Annotated in this window: 15 protein-coding genes, 1 tRNA gene and 2 pseudogenes; 12 read left to right on the plus strand and 6 right to left on the minus strand. The window is 34.9% G+C overall.

Translation table 11 applies throughout. The annotated features are described in order from the left end of the window. Nucleotides 1–42 precede the first annotated feature (42 nt). Complete coding sequence (gene lpdA / locus ONI09_RS04535; protein ID WP_264705625.1) at nt 43–1,416, plus strand: dihydrolipoyl dehydrogenase; 1,374 nt, start codon at nt 43–45, stop codon at nt 1,414–1,416. Between the two features lie 5 nt (nt 1,417–1,421). On the opposite strand, the gene ONI09_RS04540 is transcribed toward lpdA, so the two are convergent. After that, entirely contained in the window at nt 1,422–1,814 is a 393-nt protein-coding gene (locus tag ONI09_RS04540) for a hypothetical protein (protein WP_006279962.1), read from the minus strand. Nucleotides 1,815–1,883: 69 nt separating this feature from the next. Here ONI09_RS04540 and murG point away from each other — a divergent pair, with 69 nt between their 5' ends. Beyond that, on the plus strand, nt 1,884–2,915 hold the full coding sequence (murG, locus tag ONI09_RS04545; RefSeq protein WP_265013813.1) for an undecaprenyldiphospho-muramoylpentapeptide beta-N-acetylglucosaminyltransferase: 1,032 nt from the start codon (nt 1,884–1,886) through the stop codon (nt 2,913–2,915). Here the strand turns inward: murG and gshB are convergent. Next, the gene (gene gshB / locus ONI09_RS04550) at nt 2,900–3,829 is read right to left on the minus strand and encodes a glutathione synthase (protein ID WP_265013814.1); all 930 of its coding nucleotides are present in this window, start codon (nt 3,827–3,829) and stop codon (nt 2,900–2,902) included. The two genes, murG and gshB, sit on opposite strands and share 16 nt — an antisense overlap. Before the next feature lie 60 nt (nt 3,830–3,889). Continuing rightward, entirely contained in the window at nt 3,890–4,492 is a 603-nt protein-coding gene (locus ONI09_RS04555; protein WP_265013815.1) for a BON domain-containing protein, read from the minus strand. A gap of 140 nt (nt 4,493–4,632) precedes the next feature. On the opposite strand from ONI09_RS04555, the gene ONI09_RS04560 reads away from it, so the two are divergent. The 10 genes from ONI09_RS04560 (at nt 4,633) to recJ (ending at nt 17,562) form a co-directional block, all read left to right on the plus strand. Further along, nucleotides 4,633–4,714, plus strand: a tRNA-Leu gene (locus ONI09_RS04560). A gap of 158 nt (nt 4,715–4,872) precedes the next feature. Continuing rightward, nucleotides 4,873–6,207: a trigger factor gene (gene tig, locus ONI09_RS04565; protein WP_265014429.1), complete on the plus strand. Its 1,335-nt coding sequence runs from the start codon at nt 4,873–4,875 to the stop codon at nt 6,205–6,207. An 11-nt stretch (nt 6,208–6,218) separates the two neighbouring features. Further along, nucleotides 6,219–6,845, plus strand: coding sequence for an ATP-dependent Clp endopeptidase proteolytic subunit ClpP (clpP, locus tag ONI09_RS04570; protein WP_006280254.1), 627 nt, complete (start codon nt 6,219–6,221; stop codon nt 6,843–6,845). After that, nucleotides 6,845–8,122, plus strand: a complete 1,278-nt coding sequence (gene clpX, locus ONI09_RS04575; RefSeq protein ID WP_265013816.1) for an ATP-dependent Clp protease ATP-binding subunit ClpX — start codon at nt 6,845–6,847, stop codon at nt 8,120–8,122. Before clpP ends, clpX begins: the two co-directional genes overlap by 1 nt. A 15-nt stretch (nt 8,123–8,137) precedes the next feature. Beyond that, nucleotides 8,138–10,591 (plus strand): endopeptidase La, encoded by a 2,454-nt coding sequence (lon, locus tag ONI09_RS04580; protein WP_265013817.1) that lies wholly within the window; start codon nt 8,138–8,140, stop codon nt 10,589–10,591. A gap of 297 nt (nt 10,592–10,888) precedes the next feature. After that, nucleotides 10,889–11,748, plus strand: a protein-coding gene (locus ONI09_RS04585; RefSeq protein WP_264705388.1) for an IS630 family transposase whose coding sequence is annotated in 2 segments (ribosomal slippage) — nt 10,889–11,213 and nt 11,213–11,748 — 861 coding nt in all. Because the reading frame shifts where the segments join, the coding sequence is not laid out codon by codon here. 84 nt (nt 11,749–11,832) lie between these two features. Further along, the gene (locus ONI09_RS04590) at nt 11,833–13,128 is read left to right on the plus strand and encodes a Na+/H+ antiporter NhaC family protein (protein ID WP_265013818.1); all 1,296 of its coding nucleotides are present in this window, start codon (nt 11,833–11,835) and stop codon (nt 13,126–13,128) included. Nucleotides 13,129–13,162: 34 nt separating this feature from the next. Then, nucleotides 13,163–14,422: a cbb3-type cytochrome c oxidase subunit I gene (locus tag ONI09_RS04595; RefSeq protein ID WP_010962509.1), complete on the plus strand. Its 1,260-nt coding sequence runs from the start codon at nt 13,163–13,165 to the stop codon at nt 14,420–14,422. Nucleotides 14,423–15,528: 1,106 nt separating this feature from the next. Next, nucleotides 15,529–15,762, plus strand: coding sequence for a hypothetical protein (locus tag ONI09_RS04600; RefSeq protein WP_010962507.1), 234 nt, complete (start codon nt 15,529–15,531; stop codon nt 15,760–15,762). A gap of 60 nt (nt 15,763–15,822) precedes the next feature. Beyond that, a complete protein-coding gene (gene recJ, locus ONI09_RS04605; RefSeq protein WP_010962506.1) occupies nt 15,823–17,562 on the plus strand; it encodes a single-stranded-DNA-specific exonuclease RecJ in 1,740 nt (579 codons plus the stop codon). A 54-nt stretch (nt 17,563–17,616) separates the two neighbouring features. Here recJ and ONI09_RS04610 read toward each other — a convergent pair. The 3 genes and pseudogenes from ONI09_RS04610 to ygfZ all read right to left on the minus strand — a co-directional run. Further along, nucleotides 17,617–17,874: pseudogene (locus ONI09_RS04610) on the minus strand (IS256 family transposase); the annotation flags it as partial. 79 nt (nt 17,875–17,953) lie between these two features. After that, nucleotides 17,954–19,248 (minus strand): annotated as a pseudogene (locus tag ONI09_RS04615) (IS4 family transposase). 260 nt (nt 19,249–19,508) lie between these two features. Then, on the minus strand, nt 19,509–20,315 hold the full coding sequence (ygfZ, locus tag ONI09_RS04620) for a CAF17-like 4Fe-4S cluster assembly/insertion protein YgfZ (RefSeq protein WP_265013819.1): 807 nt from the start codon (nt 20,313–20,315) through the stop codon (nt 19,509–19,511). Between the last annotated feature and the right edge of the window lie 161 nt (nt 20,316–20,476).

Genomic DNA, 20,476 nt, shown 5'->3' on the forward strand with positions numbered 1-20,476 from the left:
TCCATCTGTTATATATAATCTTTTTGAATACGAAGAAAACTGATGAATGAATATGATATTACGGTTATAGGTAGCGGTCCTGGTGGTTATATAGCGGCAATTAGGGCGGCACAGCTTGGGTTTAAAACTGCAATTGTGGAAAAAGAAAAAAATTTAGGCGGTATATGCTTAAATTGGGGATGTATACCAACAAAATCACTGCTTAGAGCATCTGAGGTTTATAGGCTAATAAAAAGATCAAAAGAGTTTGGTATAGAAGTAAAGGAAGCGAGTTTTGATATACAATCAATAGTGAAATATTCAAGAAACGTTGTTGATAAATTGTCAAGTGGTGTTGCATATTTGATGAAAAAAAATAATATCAAAGTTCATCAAGGTTTTGGTAAACTTGCAGGCAATAGTACTATAAAAGTCGTTAGCGATAAGGAAGAACAAGAAATTGTTTCCAAGCATATCATTTTAGCAACAGGCGTGAGGGCACGGAATCTGCCTGGAATAGAGGCAGATGGAGATTTAATATGGAATGCGCAGCACGCTATGACTCCAGAGAGATTACCAAAATCGCTACTAATTATAGGGTCTGGTGCAATTGGAATAGAATTTGCAAGTTTTTATAGTACTTTGGGGGTTGATGTAACAATCATAGAGATAAAGAGCACTATTTTGCCGCTGGAGGATAAAGACATTTCAGATTTAGCACAAGAAATATTCACAAAACAGGGGATAAAAATATATACAAATAGTAGCGTAAAAGCTTTGACTAAAAATAAAGACTCTGCTCAAGTGCTACTAAGTAGTGGTGAGAGCAAAGAATTTGATAGGGTGATTGTTGCGGTTGGCATTCAGGCAAATACTGAAAATATAGGTTTAGAAAATACAAAAATTAAATTAAGCCCTTCTGGTTTTATTGAAATAAATGAATGGTATGAAACTAGTGAATCAAATGTGTATGCAATAGGTGATGTAGCTGGCCCACCATGTTTAGCACATAAAGCGAGCCATGAAGCCGTGATCTGCATTGAAAAGATTGCTGGTAAAGGTACTCATGCGTTAAAAAAAGAATGCATACCAAATTGCACTTATTCTCATCCACAAATAGCGAGCATCGGCCTTACTGAGGAACAGGCAATAAAAGGTGGGTATGATATAAAAATAGGAAAATTTCACTCTAACTTTAATGGTAAGTCTGTTGCACTCAGTGAAACTGAAGGGTTAGTGAAAACGATTATAGATAAAAAAACCGGAGAAATTCTGGGTAGCCACATGATAGGTGCAGAAGTAACGGAGTTAATTAGCAATTTTGCTCTTGCAAAGCAACTAGAAGGAACAGACTTCGACATAAAATCTACGATTTTTCCTCATCCAACCATTTCAGAGATGATACACGAATCAGTGCTTGCTGCAGATGTTAAATAGTTGAACTAACGTTCCATTGTTTTAGAGTTGTCAATGTCTTGAGTAGTAGTTTGATTAGGCACTTTAGTTTCAATAGATTGATTACCACCAGCATCAGAATTCTGTAACTCTTCTTTCAATCCCTTAGCTGCTTCTTTGACTTCAAGCTTTGCCTTTGGATGAAGATCTTCTGGGCCTTTTCCTTTAGTATCCAAACCTTGTTGTAGATTAGTGCTTTTCATTTTATTATGCTGCTCGTGCTCAGGTAGGTCAACGACCGAATTGAAAAGAATTTTTATTATATTTTTTAGCAGTTCTAAAAAACCTCCGCTTCTGCCTTCTCTTTGTTCTTGAGGTTTATTTTTCTCATTAGGTTCTTTTTTACTATTACTTTTAGGCATTTTTAACTCAACTATCATAACGCTTAATAAAATTCTACGTGCAAATTGTTAAATAACAGTTAACAATCTAGGATTTATTATTTACAGATGGATATTATTTTAGCAACAGGTGGCACAGGTGGGCATATCTTTCCGGCCATAGCTTTAGCAAAAGCACTAAAGACACAAGGATACAATTGCATATTATTCACTGATAAAAAAACAAATAAAAATACCGACATAGAAAGCTACACCTTACCATTACGTAGACCAAGCAGCAACAAATTTAAGTTTTTCCTTTTCTTGATATACAGCTCTATGTTAGCACTGTATCAAGTAAGAAAATTAAAACCAAAATCGGTCATTGGTTTTGGTAGCTATGCTTCTTTTCCAACTCTTCTTGCAGCAAGAGTTCTTTCTATACCTATAATTTTACATGAACAAAACACAGTTTTAGGGAGAGTAAATAGATTCTTTTTCAAGAGTGCAAAATTAATTGCAACCAGCTTTCCGGAGACTAAATATGCAGAGGGCAATAAATGTATTTTTACAGGAAATTTTGTTGATATAAAAGCACAGAACCATTCTAGCACTGAGAAAATCCTAAATATATTGGTCATAGCAGGCAGCCAAGGTGCAAATTTTTTTGATGATGTAGTAAGCAGCGTAATTTGTGATTTACCTATTAAAATGAAAAAGAAAATTAGAGTGACGCAGCAATGTACGAAGAAAAATGTAAACAAGGTCAAAAGTCTATACAAAAGTGAAAAGATCGATTGTGAATTGAGTGAATTTTTTGATGATATGAAGAATAGACTGGCCAATGCTCACTTGGTAATTAGCAGAGCAGGAGCAACTTCAATAGCAGAGATCACTCTTGCTAGGCGTTCTGCTATATATATTCCTTACCCTTACTCAAAAGATAATCACCAATTTCATAACGCAAAATATATTGAAGACTCGAGAGCAGCTATAATAGTTGAGCAGAATAGTGAAGCAAAAAAAAATCTAACAGAGGTACTATTTGATCTATTAAATAATTCTCAAAAATTGCGTGATATGACCAATAGTACAGAAAAAACAGGGATAAAGAATGGGACTACTGAGTTTGTTAAGGTGATTGTTCACAGGTTTAGTTGATGGCTGCTTGCTTTTTCTTCAAACACGTCCCAAAGATCCTTTTCTAGCGATATATTATACAATTTATTGATATAAACTACTCCCGTGGGTGAAGTTGTGTTAATTTCGAGCAGGAAGTCATCTATAATATCAATACCAACAAATATTAGCCCCCTTTTCTTTAATTCAGGACCAATTTTGTTACATATTTCATTGTCCCTATCGTTCATTTGAGCGGGTTCAAAACTTGCTCCAAGCCGCACATTTGTCCTGATCTCTCCACTGATTTTTGGAATTCGTTTCATTACACCAATTGGTTGGCCATAAAGCAGCAATATTCTTTTATCTTTATCTATGTTTTTACAAAATGATTGTGCAATCACAGGGCATTCGTATTTTGCTATCATGAGATCCACTACTACTTGAATACTATTCTCATCTTGTATTCTTATCACATCGTTTCCTCCATAACTATACAATGGCTTCAGAATAATATCTTGATAGTTGTAGTAGAAATCTCTAATCATTGATATATTTTCAGTAATCAAAGTTGGCGGAATTAGCTCTGGAAATAATGAAGTTATCAATTTTTCAGGACAATTTCTTATTTCTGTTGGATTGTTAATTACCAATGTGCTGGTTTTTTCTAAGATATATGTTGTTGTAATATAACGCATATCAAAGGGTGGATCCTGTCTGATAAATATGATGTCCATTTCATTCAAGTTGATTGCTACATCCTCTTTAGAGATAAAACTAAAATCATCAACGCTGACTTTCTGAGCCAGAGCAATTGGATGGTTTAGCTTTAGTGCTAAATTGTTAGGAGCATAGACAAAAACTTCGTGCTTCCTCCTTTGTGCTTCCTTTATTAGCACGAATGTAGTGTCAGTTTCAAAATTTATATTTTCATCCATCTGAAAGGCAATTTTCATTTATGTTCTCTACCTATTGTCACAACTGTACAAATGTTATAATTTGAAAGCGATTTTTGCCTAATGGCGTAACTTACTGTACCTGTATCGTACATAACTTACAACTTGTTTTACTCCCTTTACTTTTCTTGCAATTGCTATTACAGCTTTTAATTCCGCTTTATTTTGGGCTATACCCATCAAATAAACAACTCTATCAACCGTATTAACGCTATAATTAATTGACTTAATATTTCTTTTTCCCAGAAGTCTTGTTCTTATTTCCGCTGTTATCATGCCATCTACAGTGGTGTCTAGCATGGAAGCCATTTGAATTGGTATTACTCTTATTTCATTTATCACTTCTTTAATTTCTTTTTGCTGCCAAGCTATTTTTTCTGCTGTAAGTTGTTTTTCAGGAGTGTCAACACTTCCAATGAGCAATACTCTTCCTTCACTTACTTTAACCTTTATGGATGAAAATAGCCCATGTTTTAAGAGACCCTTATTAATTCTGATGACCATAGTCGTATCATCAATGATATTTCCCAAGGATTTGTCCTGCATTGTTATTGCTGTTGCTGTTGCTGTCGCTGTAGCCACCACACCACCTATTATAAGGGTTGTGCAACCACTTTGTGTAATCAAAAAAATTGCGAGTAAGAAGCTTGTTATTAATCTCATTATTGATTTTCATGGTTTAGAGCTTTCATTAAGAAATGTTAATAAGCTTTTTTGATTGTGTAAATACCATAAATTAAGTAAGACTTTAAACCTTGAATATTTTTAATGGAATACCTATAATAGGGTACTGAAAATTTCTTGCGGATATGGCGGAATTGGTAGACGTGCCAGGTTTAGGTCCTGGTGAGCTTGCTCGTGGGGGTTCAAGTCCCTCTATCCGCACTTTAAAGTCATGTAACTTAGGTTTTAAGGGAAAATTTATAATCACTAAATACACTTTTGTTTGTATAAAAACCTGTTCTTAAGGATTGTGTTTAACTTAAATTCTGGTAAAATGACTCTATTAAGATATGAATTAAAATGTTAATAAATGAATTATGATGTCTAATAATATACCTCAAAATACAGTCGAAGTAAGTAGCGTATATACCTACAAAGAGCTTAGTGTAGATAAACTAAAGTATGAGTATGAAATCACAGTTGGTAGTGATTATATAAAACAAAAGGTAAATTCCAGGTTGCAAGAGATAGCAGAAAATGCAAAATCACCTGGATTTAGGGCTGGAAAGATGCCCTATGACCTTGTTGTTGCAAATTATAAAAACGAGGCTTTGGAATATGTGATCAATAATACAATTGATTATTGCTCAAGTGATTTGATGAAAAAAATTGAAGTCAAGTCTCACATTTATCCTAAGGTTGATGTTATATCATTACCAGATCTGGGCAAAGAAAATGAGGAGGGCAATTTTGTATACAAGCTATCTTTTGAGTCGATGCCTGAAGTACCAGTGATAGATCTTGACAAAATAAACTTAAAGAAAATTGAAGCAAAGATTGAAGAGGAAGATATAAAAGAATTTATTGATTCTATTAAAACAAAGTTCCCCAATTTCGCCTCTGTTGATGATGCTTCTTATCAAGCGAAAGATGGGGATAAATTGATAATTGATTTTGAAGGGCGGATTAGGAATAAGCTCTTTCAAGGTGGAAGTAGCAAAAATTTTGCCGTTAATTTAGGGTCTGGCACATTTATTAATGGTTTTGAAGATCAATTAACTGGTATGAAAAAGGGAGAAACAAAGAACTTTAAGTTGAAATTTCCTGAAAATTACCAAGCCATTTCCCTTGCAGGACAGGAAGCTGATTTTTCTGTGCGAGTTAATGAGATTCAAATTGCCAAAGATTTTGAAAATGATGATGAAATAGCTAGGAGAATTGGTTTTAAAGATTATTCTTTGCTAATAAGTCATGCAAAAAAAATGATTGGTGATCAGTGCACCGAAATGAGAAATCTCTTAATTAAAAAAGAGCTATTTGATTATTTGGATGCTAATTATAGTTTTGATTTACCCACAGACATAGTAAAACAGGAGCAACAAAGAATGGAAGGAGAATTGGGTGCTCAAAATGATTCTCGTAAAGAAGCTGAAAAACGTGTAAAGCTTGCTATGTTATTTATGAAATTTAGTGCAGAACATAAAATATCATTAACTCAAAATGATGTTTTGAATGTTATTGTAAATCAATATGTCAGTAAGGATGTACCGTTTGACAGAGTACTTAAGCATTTTGAATCAAATAAACAATTTCAAGAATTAGTTAGAGGGCAAGCGCTTGAGTATAAAGTGACAGATTATATAATAGAAAAAGTTAGTAAAGAAGAGCAGATTGTTTCTGTGAAAGAATTAAAGGAATTATTTGATAATATTTAATAGGAAAAGGTATGACTCTTATACCAATTGTAGTTGAACAAACTAGTCGCGGTGAGCGCGCTTATGACATATATTCAAGACTAGTGAAAGAAAGAATAATTTTTGTAACAGGTCCTATTGAAGACAATATGGCCAGTGTAATAGTAGCACAGCTTTTATTTTTAGAATCGGAAAATCCCGATAAAGACATTTGTATGTACATCAACTCACCAGGTGGTGTTGTAACTGCTGGTTTGTCGATCTACGATACAATGCAGTATATAAACCCAGACGTTTCAACTTTATGTATAGGTCAAGCTGCGTCTATGGGTTCTTTATTGCTTGCAGCTGGTACAAAAGGTAAGCGCTACTCTCTACCTCATTCAAGAATTATGATACATCAGCCATCTGGTGGTTATCATGGTCAAGCAACTGATATAGAAATACATGCTAATGAAATTTTGCGGGTTAAGAAAAAACTAAATCAAATTTATGAAAAACATACTGGAAATTCACTGAAGAAAATTGAAGGAATGATGGAAAGAGATAAATTCATGGATCCTGAAGAAGCAAGGAAAATTGGCTTAATTGACAGGGTGATAGCTGAGCGTACAGATATTGAAATTGAAAATATTAAAGTTAAACAAAAGGTGGGTTAATGGATAACAATAATGATTTACACTACTGTTCTTTTTGCAACAAGGCGCAAGATGAAGTAGATAAATTGATTACTAACTCTTCGGATGGTTTAAAGGTGCTTATTTGTAATGAGTGCATAGAATTATCCCATAAAGCAATAAGTCAAAAGAAAGATAGATCTTTTAATTCAGATCGTATATCTGATATGAAGCTATTACTAAAGAAACCTGAGGATATAAAAAACTTTCTCAGCAAGCATGTTGTAGGTCAAGAACACGCGCAACACGTTTTATCTGTAGCTATGTATAACCATTGTCAATCCATGGTACAATTTCATGCTATAAGTGATATTGAAATCGAGAAGTCAAATATAATGCTTATTGGTCCCACTGGTTCTGGTAAGACTTTGCTAGCCAAAACACTTGCTAAAGTTTCAGATGTGCCATTTGCTATGGCTGATGCGACAACTTTAACTGAGGCAGGTTATGTGGGTGATGATGTAGAAAGCGTGTTGTCGCGTTTATTACAAGCTGCAAATTATGACGTTGTAAAAGCACAGCGTGGTATAGTGTTTATAGATGAAATAGACAAGATTACAAGAAAATCTGAAAGCACTTCAATAACCCGTGACGTTTCAGGTGAAGGGGTCCAGCAAGCTCTGCTTAAGATTATGGAGGGTACAGTTGCTTATGTTCCGCCACAAGGAGGGCGAAAACACCCACAACAAGAGTTTATACAAGTGGATACTAGTAACATACTGTTTATTTGTGGAGGAGCTTTTGAAGGCCTCGATAAAATTATTGAAGCGAGAAAAAAGGGAACGTCAGTTGGCTTTGGAGCAGATATAAGTCAGTCTAAAGAGCAAAAGAAAAAGAATGCTTTACATGATGTTCAACCTGAAGATTTAATCAAATTCGGTTTAATACCCGAATTTGTAGGGCGGGTTCCAATAACTGCTGTTTTAGATGAGCTGGATCATGAAGATTTAATACATGTGTTGACAGAGCCAAGGAATGCACTAATAAAACAGTACAAAGCATTGCTTGCGTTTAGCAAAGTAAACCTTGAGTTTTCAGATGAAGCAATATCAGCTATTGCTAAAAAGGCTATAAGCTACAAAACAGGTGCAAGAATGTTACGTGCTATCTTGGAGTCACTTTTGCTTGACATTATGTATACATCTGGAAACGGAGGCTTTGAAGGTAGCACTATAGTAATCACTAAGAAAATGGTAGAATTAGGAAAAGCAACGGTTAATCATAATAACAATGGCAATGTTATAACGGTTAATGATTAATTTGAGGCATATATTATGAGCATTGAACGTGCTGTAAGCTCTAGTTTTACTGCATTGCCAGTATTACCTTTAAGAGATGTAGTAATTTTTCCAAATATAATGGTGCCTTTATTCATAGGCAGAGAAAAATCTGTTAATGCACTAGAGTATGCAATAAGTAGTAGTAATCACCAAAATGAGATTTTTCTTGTAGCACAGAAAGATGGCTCTGTTGATAATCCAGAGCCTGAAGATCTTTATGAAGTAGGTGTGTTAGCAAGCATTGTACAACCGTTAATAAAATTACCTGACAATGCAGTAAAAGTTATAATCCGGGGGATAAGAAGGGGAAGAGTTGTAGAATATATTAGCTCTCATACTTTATTACAAGCCAGGGTAGAGTTAGACAATTATTATAAAGAAGATGAAGACAATATTGATTTAGAAGCTTTAAGGCGGTCTGTTGTAGACGCGTTCGATAGCTGGTGTAAGCTAAACAAGAAAAATCAACCCGAGGTTGCCATTAACTCCATTGATCAAATCAAAGAAGTTGATCAACTTGTAGAGACGGTAGCTTCACATTTAAATATAAAAGTATCAGATAAACAAAGTATACTTGAGGCTTATGACCCAGAAGAGCGTTTAAAAAAAGCTTTTGCTTTTATTGAGAGAGAAATGAGTATTTTGAACGCACAAAACCGTTTATATAAGACAATTAAATCGCAAGTTGAAAGCACTCAGAAAGTTTACTACCTTAACGAGCAATTGAAAGCTATACAGAAAGAATTAGGCGAATTTGAGAATGGTGATGAAGGGAATATACTCAATGAATTTGAAAAAAAGATAAATGAAACAAAGCTTTCTCAGGAAGCAAGAGAGAAAGCTATAACTGATTTGAAGAGATACAAGAAAATGAATCCCATTTCTCCTGAAGCTACAGTTATATCTAGTTACTTGCATTGGTTGCTTGAGTTGCCATGGGGAAAGTACAAAGATGCAAAAATTAACTTAAATGCAGCTAAGAAAATCTTAGATGAAAATCATTATGGCATAGAGAAAGTAAAAGATAGAATAATAGAATTTTTAGCGGTATTAAAAAGAGTAAAAGAGATAAAAGGTCCTATACTTTGCTTAGTTGGACCGCCAGGTGTTGGTAAAACTTCTTTAGCTAAGTCTATGGCAAGAGCAGTAGGAAGAGATTTTGTTCGCATAGCTCTTGGTGGTGTGCGTGATGAGTCTGAGATACGAGGGCATAGGAAAACTTATATTGGCTCAATGCCTGGTAAAATCATTCAACACATGAAAAAAGCTAATTCATGCAACCCGCTTTTTCTGCTTGATGAAATAGATAAGATGGGTTCTGATTCGCGTGGCGATCCTGCATCTGCATTACTTGAGGTTTTAGATACTGAGCACAATAAACACTTTACGGATCATTACTTGGAAGTTGAGTTTGATCTTTCAAGTGTAATGTTTGTAGCTACGGCAAACAGCTTAAATTTACCACATCCTTTGCGTGATAGGATGGAAATTATACAATTGTCCGGGTATACTGAAGATGAAAAAATCAGTATTGCTACACACCACCTTATTCCGAAGTTAAAGAAGGAGCATGGTTTGTATCAGGAGGAATGGGACATAACTAATGAGGCGTTATACGAGTTGATACGTTTATATACACGTGAAAGTGGTGTGCGGAGTATGGAAAGGGAGCTTGCAAAGCTCATGAGAAAGGCAGTTAAAGAAATATTGACTGATAAAAATAAGAAAATATCCGTAGGGGTTGACAATTTACAAGATTATTTAGGGGTACGTAAATATACCTTTGGCATTGCGGAAAATGAGAGTTTAGTAGGAATAGTAACTGGGCTCGCCTATACTGAAACAGGTGGTGATATTTTGATGATAGAATCAGTCCTAATTCCGGGCAAGGGAGAAATAAAATACACAGGAAAGCTTGGAGAGGTTATGCAAGAATCTATAAAAGCTGCGTATAGTTATATTCGATCAAATTGTTTGTTTTTTGGTATAAAGCCCGAAAAATTCCAAAATAATGATATACATTTACATGTACCTGAGGGTGCAGTACCAAAAGATGGCCCTTCTGCTGGCGGTGCGGTATGTACGTCTATTGTTTCTCTTATGACGAATATACCAGTTAACAAAAATGTTGCTATGACAGGCGAAGTGACATTGCGTGGTAGAGTTTTAGCTATTGGGGGCTTAAGAGAAAAATTGCTTGCAGCGCTCAGAGGATCAATCAAAACTGTGATTATACCAAGTGAAAATGAGAAAGATATGCAAGAGATTCCGGCAAGCATCAAAGAGGGGATCAACGTAGTTTTTGCTAAGAATATTGATGAAGTTATGAAAGTTGCTTTAATGCACCCTACTACTCCAATTGATGGTGATGATAATCAAAATAGTGTGCCTTCCTCTATAGAAAGTAAAGATGATACTTTTCCTATGTCGGAAACATTGAAGCATTAGATTAAAAAAATATTATCAATCTCCATTTCTCTTTTATTCGGCAAAAATCCACCAACTTGTGCATCCCATAAGGATATGGCTTGCTTTGTTGTTATGTCATTCATATTTTTTACTTATTCTATCTCCCAGTTTAATTCAAGTAGATGATATATTATAATAGTCCTTTTCATGGAAACCTTTTCTGGTAGATTGCTTTCTAGAAAAACCTTGGTCAAGGTGCTAACTGTGGTTTATATAGCTCTTTCCATAAAAGTCCGGATGTGATAGGATAAGGATAGATGATGATGAGGAGGTTGAATGCCAGCAGCATATAGTTATGATTTAAGAAAAAAAGCAATGGAAGCGCTAGACGAAGGAGAAAGCAGAGAAACAGTGGCAGCAAGATTTAAGATTGGACGAACTACTTTATGGGAGTGGCAGCAAAGAAGAAAAGAAACAGGAGACTTTCAATCAAAAAAACTTGGAAATGGGGGTTACAATCACAAAATTACCGACTGGGATACCTTTGCCAAATTTGCCAGAGAACACGGAGGAAAGACTCTATCGGAAATGGCTAAACTTTGGAACAACGTTAGTATCCAAACGATCTATCGAGCCCTTAAAAAAATTGGATTTACGCGCAAAAAAAGACATATGGATACAAGGAAAGAAACGAAGAAAAACGTGCTGAATTTTTGAAAATTATAGCGACAAAAGAACCTAAAAACTTAGTGTATATAGATGAGTCTGGCATTGATAACACCGAAGACTACCCCTACGGATATTGCCAGAAAGGACAGCGGTTTTATGCCTTAAAATCTGGAAAGAAAACTCAACGAATCAGTATGGTTGCAGCCTTAAGTGGAAGAAAGATAGTTGTTCCGTTAACCTTTGAAGGCCACTGTAATATGGATGTTTTTAATGGATGGTTTGAGCAATTTTTGACACCGATCTTGGAACCTGGACAGACTGTCATTCTTGACAATGCTACTTTTCATAAGTCTGATAAGATTATCGAGCTTGCTAAAGGGGTTGGTGCAGAAATTTTGTATCTGCCGCCTTATTCTCCAGATTTCAACAAAATTGAGCATCATTGGTTTGCTATAAAAAACAGAGCCAGGAAAAACATTCCTCTATTCGAATCCTTTCGTCGTGCTGTTGATTCTGCCTTCCTATGACCTGTTTGGACTATTATGAGAAATGCTATAATAATATAAATCATATCATAGTTGATTTGCGTTTATCAGAGCTGGAGTAGAGGTATGTTTTATCTTACAAATTTTTTGCCTATTTTACTGTTCCTATTTCTTTTTGTAGGAAGTGGTATATATTTTACTATTCTTGGCGTGTCAAATGCTTTTTATCAGTTATCTCCACTGGTAGCCATTGTTCCTGCCATAGCTCTGGGTTGGGTTTTATACAAGGGCAATACTGAAGAAAAAATGTATGCCTTTCTAGATGGGGTAAGAGATCGTAATATTATCACTATGTGTATCATTTTCTTACTTGCAGGTGCATTCAGTGAAGTAACTAAAGCAATCGGTAGTGCTGATGCCACAGTTAATTTGGCTCTTTCATTTATACCAACACAATTTTTACTCATAGGATTATTTTTTGTAGCAGCTTTCATCTCCACTGCTATTGGTACATCAATGGGCACCATTGCAACAATTGCTCCTATTGCAGTTGAACTGACACAAGCTGGGATTTCTCCTTCCTTAGAAGTTGCAACCGTTGTAGGAGGAGCAATTTTTGGCGACAATTTATCTATTATCTCTGATACTACAATTGCATCTGTGATGTCTCAAAAGGCTGATATAAAGAAAAAATTAAAACTGAATGCAAAAGTGGCACTAATTGCTTCTATATTCACAATAATTATATTATTTTATAGCTCAAGCAATAGTGCTGCTATTTCAGTTAAGGAGTATTCTTTATTGCTTGTGACTCCTTACATAATACTTATATTGCTTGCAAACTTTGGAATAAATGTATTTACGGCATTGGTTTTAAGCATAACTTTTACTGGAATCATTGGATTTATAAATAACAACAATCATGGTTTATTGTTTTTAAGCCAAAACATCACCAAGGGGTTTATGAGTATGCATGAAATTATGCTACTGTCATTGATGGTTGGCGGGCTTTCAGGACTGGTAGGTAAAAATTCTAAGGAGTTTGCAGATAAACTTTCATCTTGGGTTATGATACAACGTGGTGGACAAAAAACAGCGCAGTTATTTATTGCAAAAATAGTCAGTATATTTGATATTTTACTTGCAAATAATACCATCGCTATAATTTTTAGCGGTGAAATTGCTAGAGATATTGCTAAGAAATATGAAATACCGCCTCACTATAGTGCAGCATGGCTAGGCATATTTTCTTGTGTATTTCAAGGATTAATACCGTATGGCGCTCAATTGCTTTTGGCTAGCACTATTGCTGGAGTTTCACCTTTGGCAGTCGTGCCACACGTATACTATTGCTATGTTTTAGGTATTATTGCAGTGTTATATATTGTATTGAACAAAATTGAGAAAAAAGATTGTGCTTAATATACAAGACAACGCTCCGCTCTGTAGAAAATGGATGTTCTTGGCAGTATGTGCTCTTGCTTGCTCTGGGTTACTGTCAATAATTGTTATTTTTCTACGATTGCCTTTTATCTCCTCTCTTGTTCCTTCTGCACAATATATTTTTGATAATGCGCTGGTAATACACGTGAACTTGTCAATTTTAGTGTGGATGTGCTCTATAATATCTCTGCTCTTTATCATAAACCTACAAAATACCAATAGTTGGTTTAACTTTTCATGGGTTCTATCAACCCTTTCGATGCTGCTCATGTTTATATCCGCATTCGTTCCAAACACTGAAGTTATCAAAAGTAACTATATTCCCGTATTACAAAACAAATTATTTTTACTTGGACTCAGTTTATTTATTGCCAGTATATTAGTAAATACAATGCTAGCATACACATCAAAAAAAGAGGTTTCATTTCTCTCTGTTGGGCAAATTGGGCTAGTTATTATACTTGTATCGTCATTTCTTTGCTTTGTTTTAGCATATAATAATATGCCTCCAGGTCTATATCACTCAGATAATAATTTATTTTACGAATATCTCTTTTGGGGAGGCGGACATTTATTGCAGTTTGCTTTTACTCAAGGAATGTTTTTAGTCTATTTAATAATGCTAAGTTCCAATGATATTAGTTTAGCTTCAAACAATAAAATTACTATTTTACCACTATTTATAAACACGATTTTAGCTGTAGGCGCACCGTTTGTATATTTTGTTTATCCAGTTGATAGTGCCAAGTTAATACAGTTTTTTACTTGGCATATGAGGATTGCTGGAGCAGTTTTGCCGTGCTTTTTGATAATACTAGTGTGCTACAACATCAGAACTTTTATTAATGATAAAAGCAACTATTTATTACATTCATTTTTGTTGTTCACTTATGGAGATGTGCTCGGAGTGTTGACTATTGAAGGTAATGTCACGATTCCTGCTCATTATCACGGTTCTGTAGTTGGTATCACTATAGCTTTTATGAATTTTGTCTACTGGATGTTACCTAAATTAAACTTTAAAGAGATAAAAAGTTCCATGGTAAGATTACAGATTTATGCCTACAGTATAGGGCATTTTCTCCATATCACTGGCCTTGTGTGGCTTGGTGGATATGGTGCTTTAAGGAAGGTTGCAGATCTGCCAAGTATTTCGTCAATGTTAGCACGCACGTGCTTCATTATAGGTGGCGCTATATCAGTTGTTGGTGGAATGTTGTTCGTAATAATTGTGCTTTTACATCTGTTAAAAGGCAAAGCGCGTACCAACTGACCCATAGAAACAAAAAAAACTTCCTTGACAAACTCCGCCAGCCCCCTTATCATGAAACTGAAGCTATTTATTTATCTTCTCTGTACAGATTAAATGACAAAAAAACTCACGTATCTGGCGTCCCATGTTTAATTTTTTGCACTATGTGCGCCTTATGTCTTTATAAAATTTCTAGGTTTTTACCTAATATAAGCTGAAATGCGCTTATAAAGCATTTAAAACATCAAAAAACGCCGATTAAAAAAATGGATAGTGAATAACTAGCTACCCTAGGGTTTCTTTTGCCTTTTTTTCTGTTTAGTAAATTTCTTAATGTTTATAATTTAGATTAGTTGCGGCTTAAAAGCAACTAAATCGCGGTTATTAAGCGTTTAGAATAAAAAAACGCCATACTTGAAAGTATAATGTAAGTAATTAGCCAACCACGGGGCTTCTTTTGCCTTTTTTTTCATTTGGTAAATTTTTTAATATTTATACGGAAGGTAGCGCGTGACACTGGAACCCCAAAAAAAGGATGATGTCATCCCAGTGCTCCTTTTTTTGTCATCCGAGTAGCTGACACTGTCCTCCTTTGTCATCCCAGTGCCCAGACACTGGGATCCAGCATTTCACGCAATCCCATCAAGAACGTTGTATTTTACATAACACTTTTATGCTTACCAACTTAATAAAATTCCTGGATCCCAGTGGGCTTTGTTGCATCGCTACTTATGAAAGGCTAACTATAGTTAGAATTATAAGCAACTTATTGAAAATCTTGTTTTTTTGCAATCAATCTGATCAAATTTAAGAATAGTAATTTATTATTTATATTAATAAATTTAATTCTATTGAAAATAGCTAAAGCATTGAAATTCTTGAATTTTAGCCAGATTAGTGAGTGGTAGTGAAATTTCTTTTACTCAAATTTAGGTATTCACTGACCGTTCTTATTATAAATACCAGAATAATAAGCTACTGATATTCTCCATCTTTTTTATCTTTAATCCATCATAGCTAGCGATGCAACAAAGCCATCCCAGTGTCAGCTACTCGGATGACAAAAAAAGGAGCACTGGGATGACAGGAGAGGGAGGCTACTTGGATGACATCATAGGGGCACTGGGATGACACCATTCTTTTTCCTGGATCCAAATAGTCAAGGTACTGGAATGACAAAAAAAGGAGGCACTGGAACGACAAAGTGGAGTGTCTGCTTCTGTCATCCTATGATAGCTAAAAAGACCTGGTCACGCGCTGGAATGACACCGAAGGGGCTACTGCCCTCTTGGATGGAGACCAGTGTCAGCTACTTAGATGATACCTTTTTTCTACTTAGTTTAGGTTATGCAGAAGTCTAATACAATTATAGAACAAGCTTAAAAATTCTGGTAAAGTAGTTTTATTTACAAAGAAAGAATATGCTACTTGAAATTGAAAAGCGCAGCATAACAAATGCATTGTGGAAGCTGCAAGAAGCAGATCAAAGGCAAATCTTAACTCTTACACAGAGATTTGAGTTACCAGAAATATTAGCAAGAATATTGGTTACTCGTGGTGTTAACATAGAAAATGCAAGCGACTTCTTATATCCACTAATCAGATCGCTATTACCAGATCCCTTTCACCTTCTTGATATGGATAAAGCTGTTTCTCGTATAATACGGGCAATAAAAAATGATGAAAACCTTGCAATATTTGGTGACTATGATGTTGATGGTGCAACGTCGTCAGCATTGATTAACAGGTACCTGAGAGCAATCGATATACACTCTATAATCTACATTCCAGATCGTGTTGATGAGGGTTATGGATTAAACACAGATGCTTTATTACAACTTAAAAAGAATGGAATTGATTTATGTATTTCCGTTGATTGTGGTACGCTTGCATATCAACCAATAGAAGATGCAAAGGCTTTTGGTCTTGATATTATAGTTGTTGACCATCACCTTGGTACGGAAAAATTACCAAGCGCCGTAGCAGTTGTGAATCCAAACCGCCTTGATGAGAGCTCTCCTTATAATAACCTAGCAGCAGTTGGAGTGTCATTTCTGCTAATTGTTGCTCTTAATAAAAGCCTACGTGAGCAAGGATTTTTTACCAACAAAAAAGAACCAGATTTATTTGATCTGTTGGATTTGGTTGCCCTGGGAACTGTCTGTGATGTTATGCAGATCACAGGCCTCAATAGAGCACTTGTCTCACAAGGATTAAAAGTTATGTCAACAAGAAAAAACGTTGGCTTGCGTGTTTTATTTGATGCTTTGGGAATCCTTGAAAAACCAAGTGTTTCTCGATTAGGGTTTAGTATTGGGCCATGCATAAATGCTGGAGGAAGAATTGGAGAAGCATCGCTTGGTGCAAGGTTGCTTTCCACCGATGATGATGAAGAGGCACATTCAATCGCGCTAAAATTAATAGATTTGAATAATGCAAGAAAAGTGTTAGAAAATGAGGCTCTCTTGGAAGCTACAGCACAAGCGGAAAAGTCTGCCCAATCAGGTGCGAATTTTATAATGATAAGTGGCAATTGGCACCAGGGAATAATTGGTATAATTGCATCAAGGCTAAAGGAGCAGTTTCACTTGCCAACAGTAGTGATATCTTTAAATAATGGAATAGGAAAAGCAAGCTGTAGATCAATTTTGGGAGTTGATATCGGTGCTGCAGTCCTTTCCGCAAAGTTTATAAATTTGATTATTGAAGGTGGTGGCCATAGTATGGCGGCAGGATTTTCAATTAAAGAAGACAAAATAAATGATTTGCATGATTTTTTTACTGAAAGATTTTCAAACTCTATAAATGAGAAAACTTTAAAAGCTGATAGTATAGTAACTGCTAAAGCAATAAATTTGTCTTTATGGAATCAATTGCAACGCTTGGGACCATTTGGAGTTGGAAATCCTGAACCAAGGTTTATTATCCAAGGAGCAAAGATAAGAAAGCCTGAAGTTATAGGAGTTGACCATATAAAATGTTTTATTGCTGATGATAATGTTATGGTAAGAGCTATTGCATTTCGTTCTGCAAATACTCATCTTGGCTCTGCTATCATGCAGGGTAATGTTAAAGCTATTTTGGGTAAAATCTCTATGAATTACTGGAATGGCAATGAATTTGTACAATTTTTAATAGAAGATGTATTGACCATAAGTTGAGTGTATCTGTTCAGCAGAGTGGCAAAATAGGTAGACAAGATAAACCAAAAAATCAAGAAGAAGTGAGTGTGCACTTGTCCGTAAAGTCTTTCCATTTCTCCCATTTCTTCGATTATTCTCTTCACTTTCAGCTAATAAGTGATTTTCTATTTCACCTTCCAAACTTGCCTCCAGCAGCTTTTTTATAAGTGGTGTAAATGCTCCATCCCTTCCTGTTAATGGTCTGCCTTCCCTTATTGATGACAGTATATTTGCTTCCAGTTCTTTATAATCTACCAAACCGGTAGTTCTGTTTACTACTTTCTGACTCATTGTCAAACCTCCATTTTTTTATATCAATTTATTACTTTTTTTTCGGTTTGACACACTTTTTTGAACCATACGCGTCAAGTTAAGAGATTGTGAGCAAATTTAGAGAGGTTAAAGTGGATGCTCTAGCCCTTCTACGTTTGTCTTTTAATGAAAATCGCGACCAAGTTATAGTGAGTTTTTTAAGAAATGCTTTTAAACTATTAATTTTGGTTAATACTAAAAATAACTCTCTAACCCGCCTTTTTAGCTCAATAAATGCCTTTGTTAAGCTAAGTTCTGTATTCTTTTTCACTTCTGTGCAACCAACTATGCCGTGAAATATAAGAATTGCGCACAATTTAGCATATAGTTCACATAATACTCTGCATGGCTTTCCTTTTAGCTTATCAAGCCTGATATGGCTTTTATACAATTTAAATAATGACTCAATTTGCCACCTTACTCTGTAAATCGTTAATACTTGCTCAGCACTAATTTTATTTTCTGGAACATTAGTTATACCATTTCAATAATTTTTGATTTCTTTTAAAGGATCCTGCGATCTTGCTAATCTATTAGCTTTCCTTCTTCTGGCCATAGACTGTTCTTCAGTTAGTTTCTGACATATAATTCTTACTCTAATTTTTGCTTCTTTTCCTAACAATACCTCGTTTTCTAAAAATCTCTAAACATTCTAATAACTCCATTTTTTGATTTGTTTCTACATCATATACGTTGGTATCGACGACTTATGAAATAAGCTCCTATTTCATTGATTTGTTTAAAAGAACTTGGCACAAAATAACCGAGATCAGATATTAGCAAATCATTGCTTGATATATTACTTAAATGTTTCCTATATCCCTGGTCTGATCTTATTCCCTCCGTTAAATTAAGTTGGTCTATTATCTGATTCATGTAATCGAAAACTAATTGTAACTTTATTCCAGATTTAGTATTGCTTTCATAGCCACTGTAGCTAGTACCATAACCTTTATACATCTCTTCCATACTGTTAGGTAGAGTAATATAGCTACTGTCCAATAATTTAACACTATTAAATTGCTGTAAGATTTTGCAATCAACTTGCAAGATATTTTTAAAGAGAATCACAGATTCATTATACATCCTTTTCATAAATTCCACTGCTTCTTCAGTAAATCTAAAATCCAAACCTTGTTTTGTTATATCTATCGAGTCCTCGTTTAGTAATTGACACATTGTTTCTACGCTACAATTATCAACTCCTATATTACCCAAGACCATGGCTTTTACGAATGATGAACCTTTTAGCTTTCTCTTTCTTTTTATAAACCTTGTTGTAATTGAGATTTTCTCTGCTTTTTCATTAAAAAATTCTTTGAGCTTTTTTGATAAGCAAGTTATTTTATTCATTGGTTCTCTCACTAAAAGTATATCTGGGAGAACTTATACCTTATTATTCTATCTCTTTCATACCTTTATTTCCTTAACTTGACGCGTATGCTTTTTTCAACATTCCCGGAAATGCAGAAAAAAAATGTTCAACATTATATCAGGAGTCCTTGTCGTTTTAATCTGCACAGATTGCGAAGTTAAATGAAATAGCTTCACTGTTATGATAAGGGCGCTGGCGAAGGGTGTCAAGCAAGTTTTTCGTTTCTATATGGGCTACCTTAAGACTTCAACGTCTTAACGCACTTGACCCCACCAGCATATAAATTTGCATGGCTCTTTCCAGTATTAAGCAATGCAAATCCAATGTTGTCTACACTAGAGCGCAGTTCCCCTATTTCCTCATTGTTTTCATTTGTCACTTTAGTGCAAATATCTGGAAGTGCGTTATCCCCCTCAACAAGGTAAAGTTTTCTTCTGAATATTTCTTGTCTGCTCATTCGATTTACAACTTCCTGACCTATATAACACCCCTTATTAAAGCTTATACCGTTTACTTTATCGATTAAAAATTGCAGCGGAAACGATGAATTCTGCACCATATCTTTCGCTCCATCTGGAACGAGATTTTGAATTCTGACTTTTTCATACTGAGTAAAATCCCCAACCGGCTCTTTCATTTCATCTTTATGTATGATCCTCATTCCTAGCAGCTTGTGCCTTGGATCTTGAAAAATAACTTGTGACTTACTACTACACTCCGCCAACTTAGTATTAAACAAAACCCCAACCTTATATAGTGCACTAACGTCTTTAATCTTTACCCTCAAATAAGTTTTAAGTAAATCTAGTTTCTCGATTATTTGCTGCAAGTGCATGTTTTCGCACTCCAAGAGGGTGTATTTACCATATTCAATAAGAAAAAAATCATATAGATATTTTCCCTGAGGGCTAAGCAATAAAGAGTAAATGGCTTTTTGGCTATCCAACTTATTAATATCATTGGTTATAATATCCTGCAGAAAATCTCTAGTGTCAGGCCCATATAGCACTATCACACCACGACTTAAAAATGGTATATAACTCATGAAATCTCTATAAATAAATCTAAATTTCATTATATAACATTAGGCTCTTTTAGAAACTGCTTTTGGCGTGCATATTTTATAATGGCGTGCATATTTTACAAGCTCCAGCCCTTGAAATCTAACTTACGAGTATATATATATAAACTTATAAGTTAATTTGT

The sequence above is a fragment of the Wolbachia endosymbiont of Drosophila pseudotakahashii genome (genome assembly GCF_026015925.1).
GTDB lineage: Bacteria > Pseudomonadota > Alphaproteobacteria > Rickettsiales > Anaplasmataceae > Wolbachia > Wolbachia pipientis.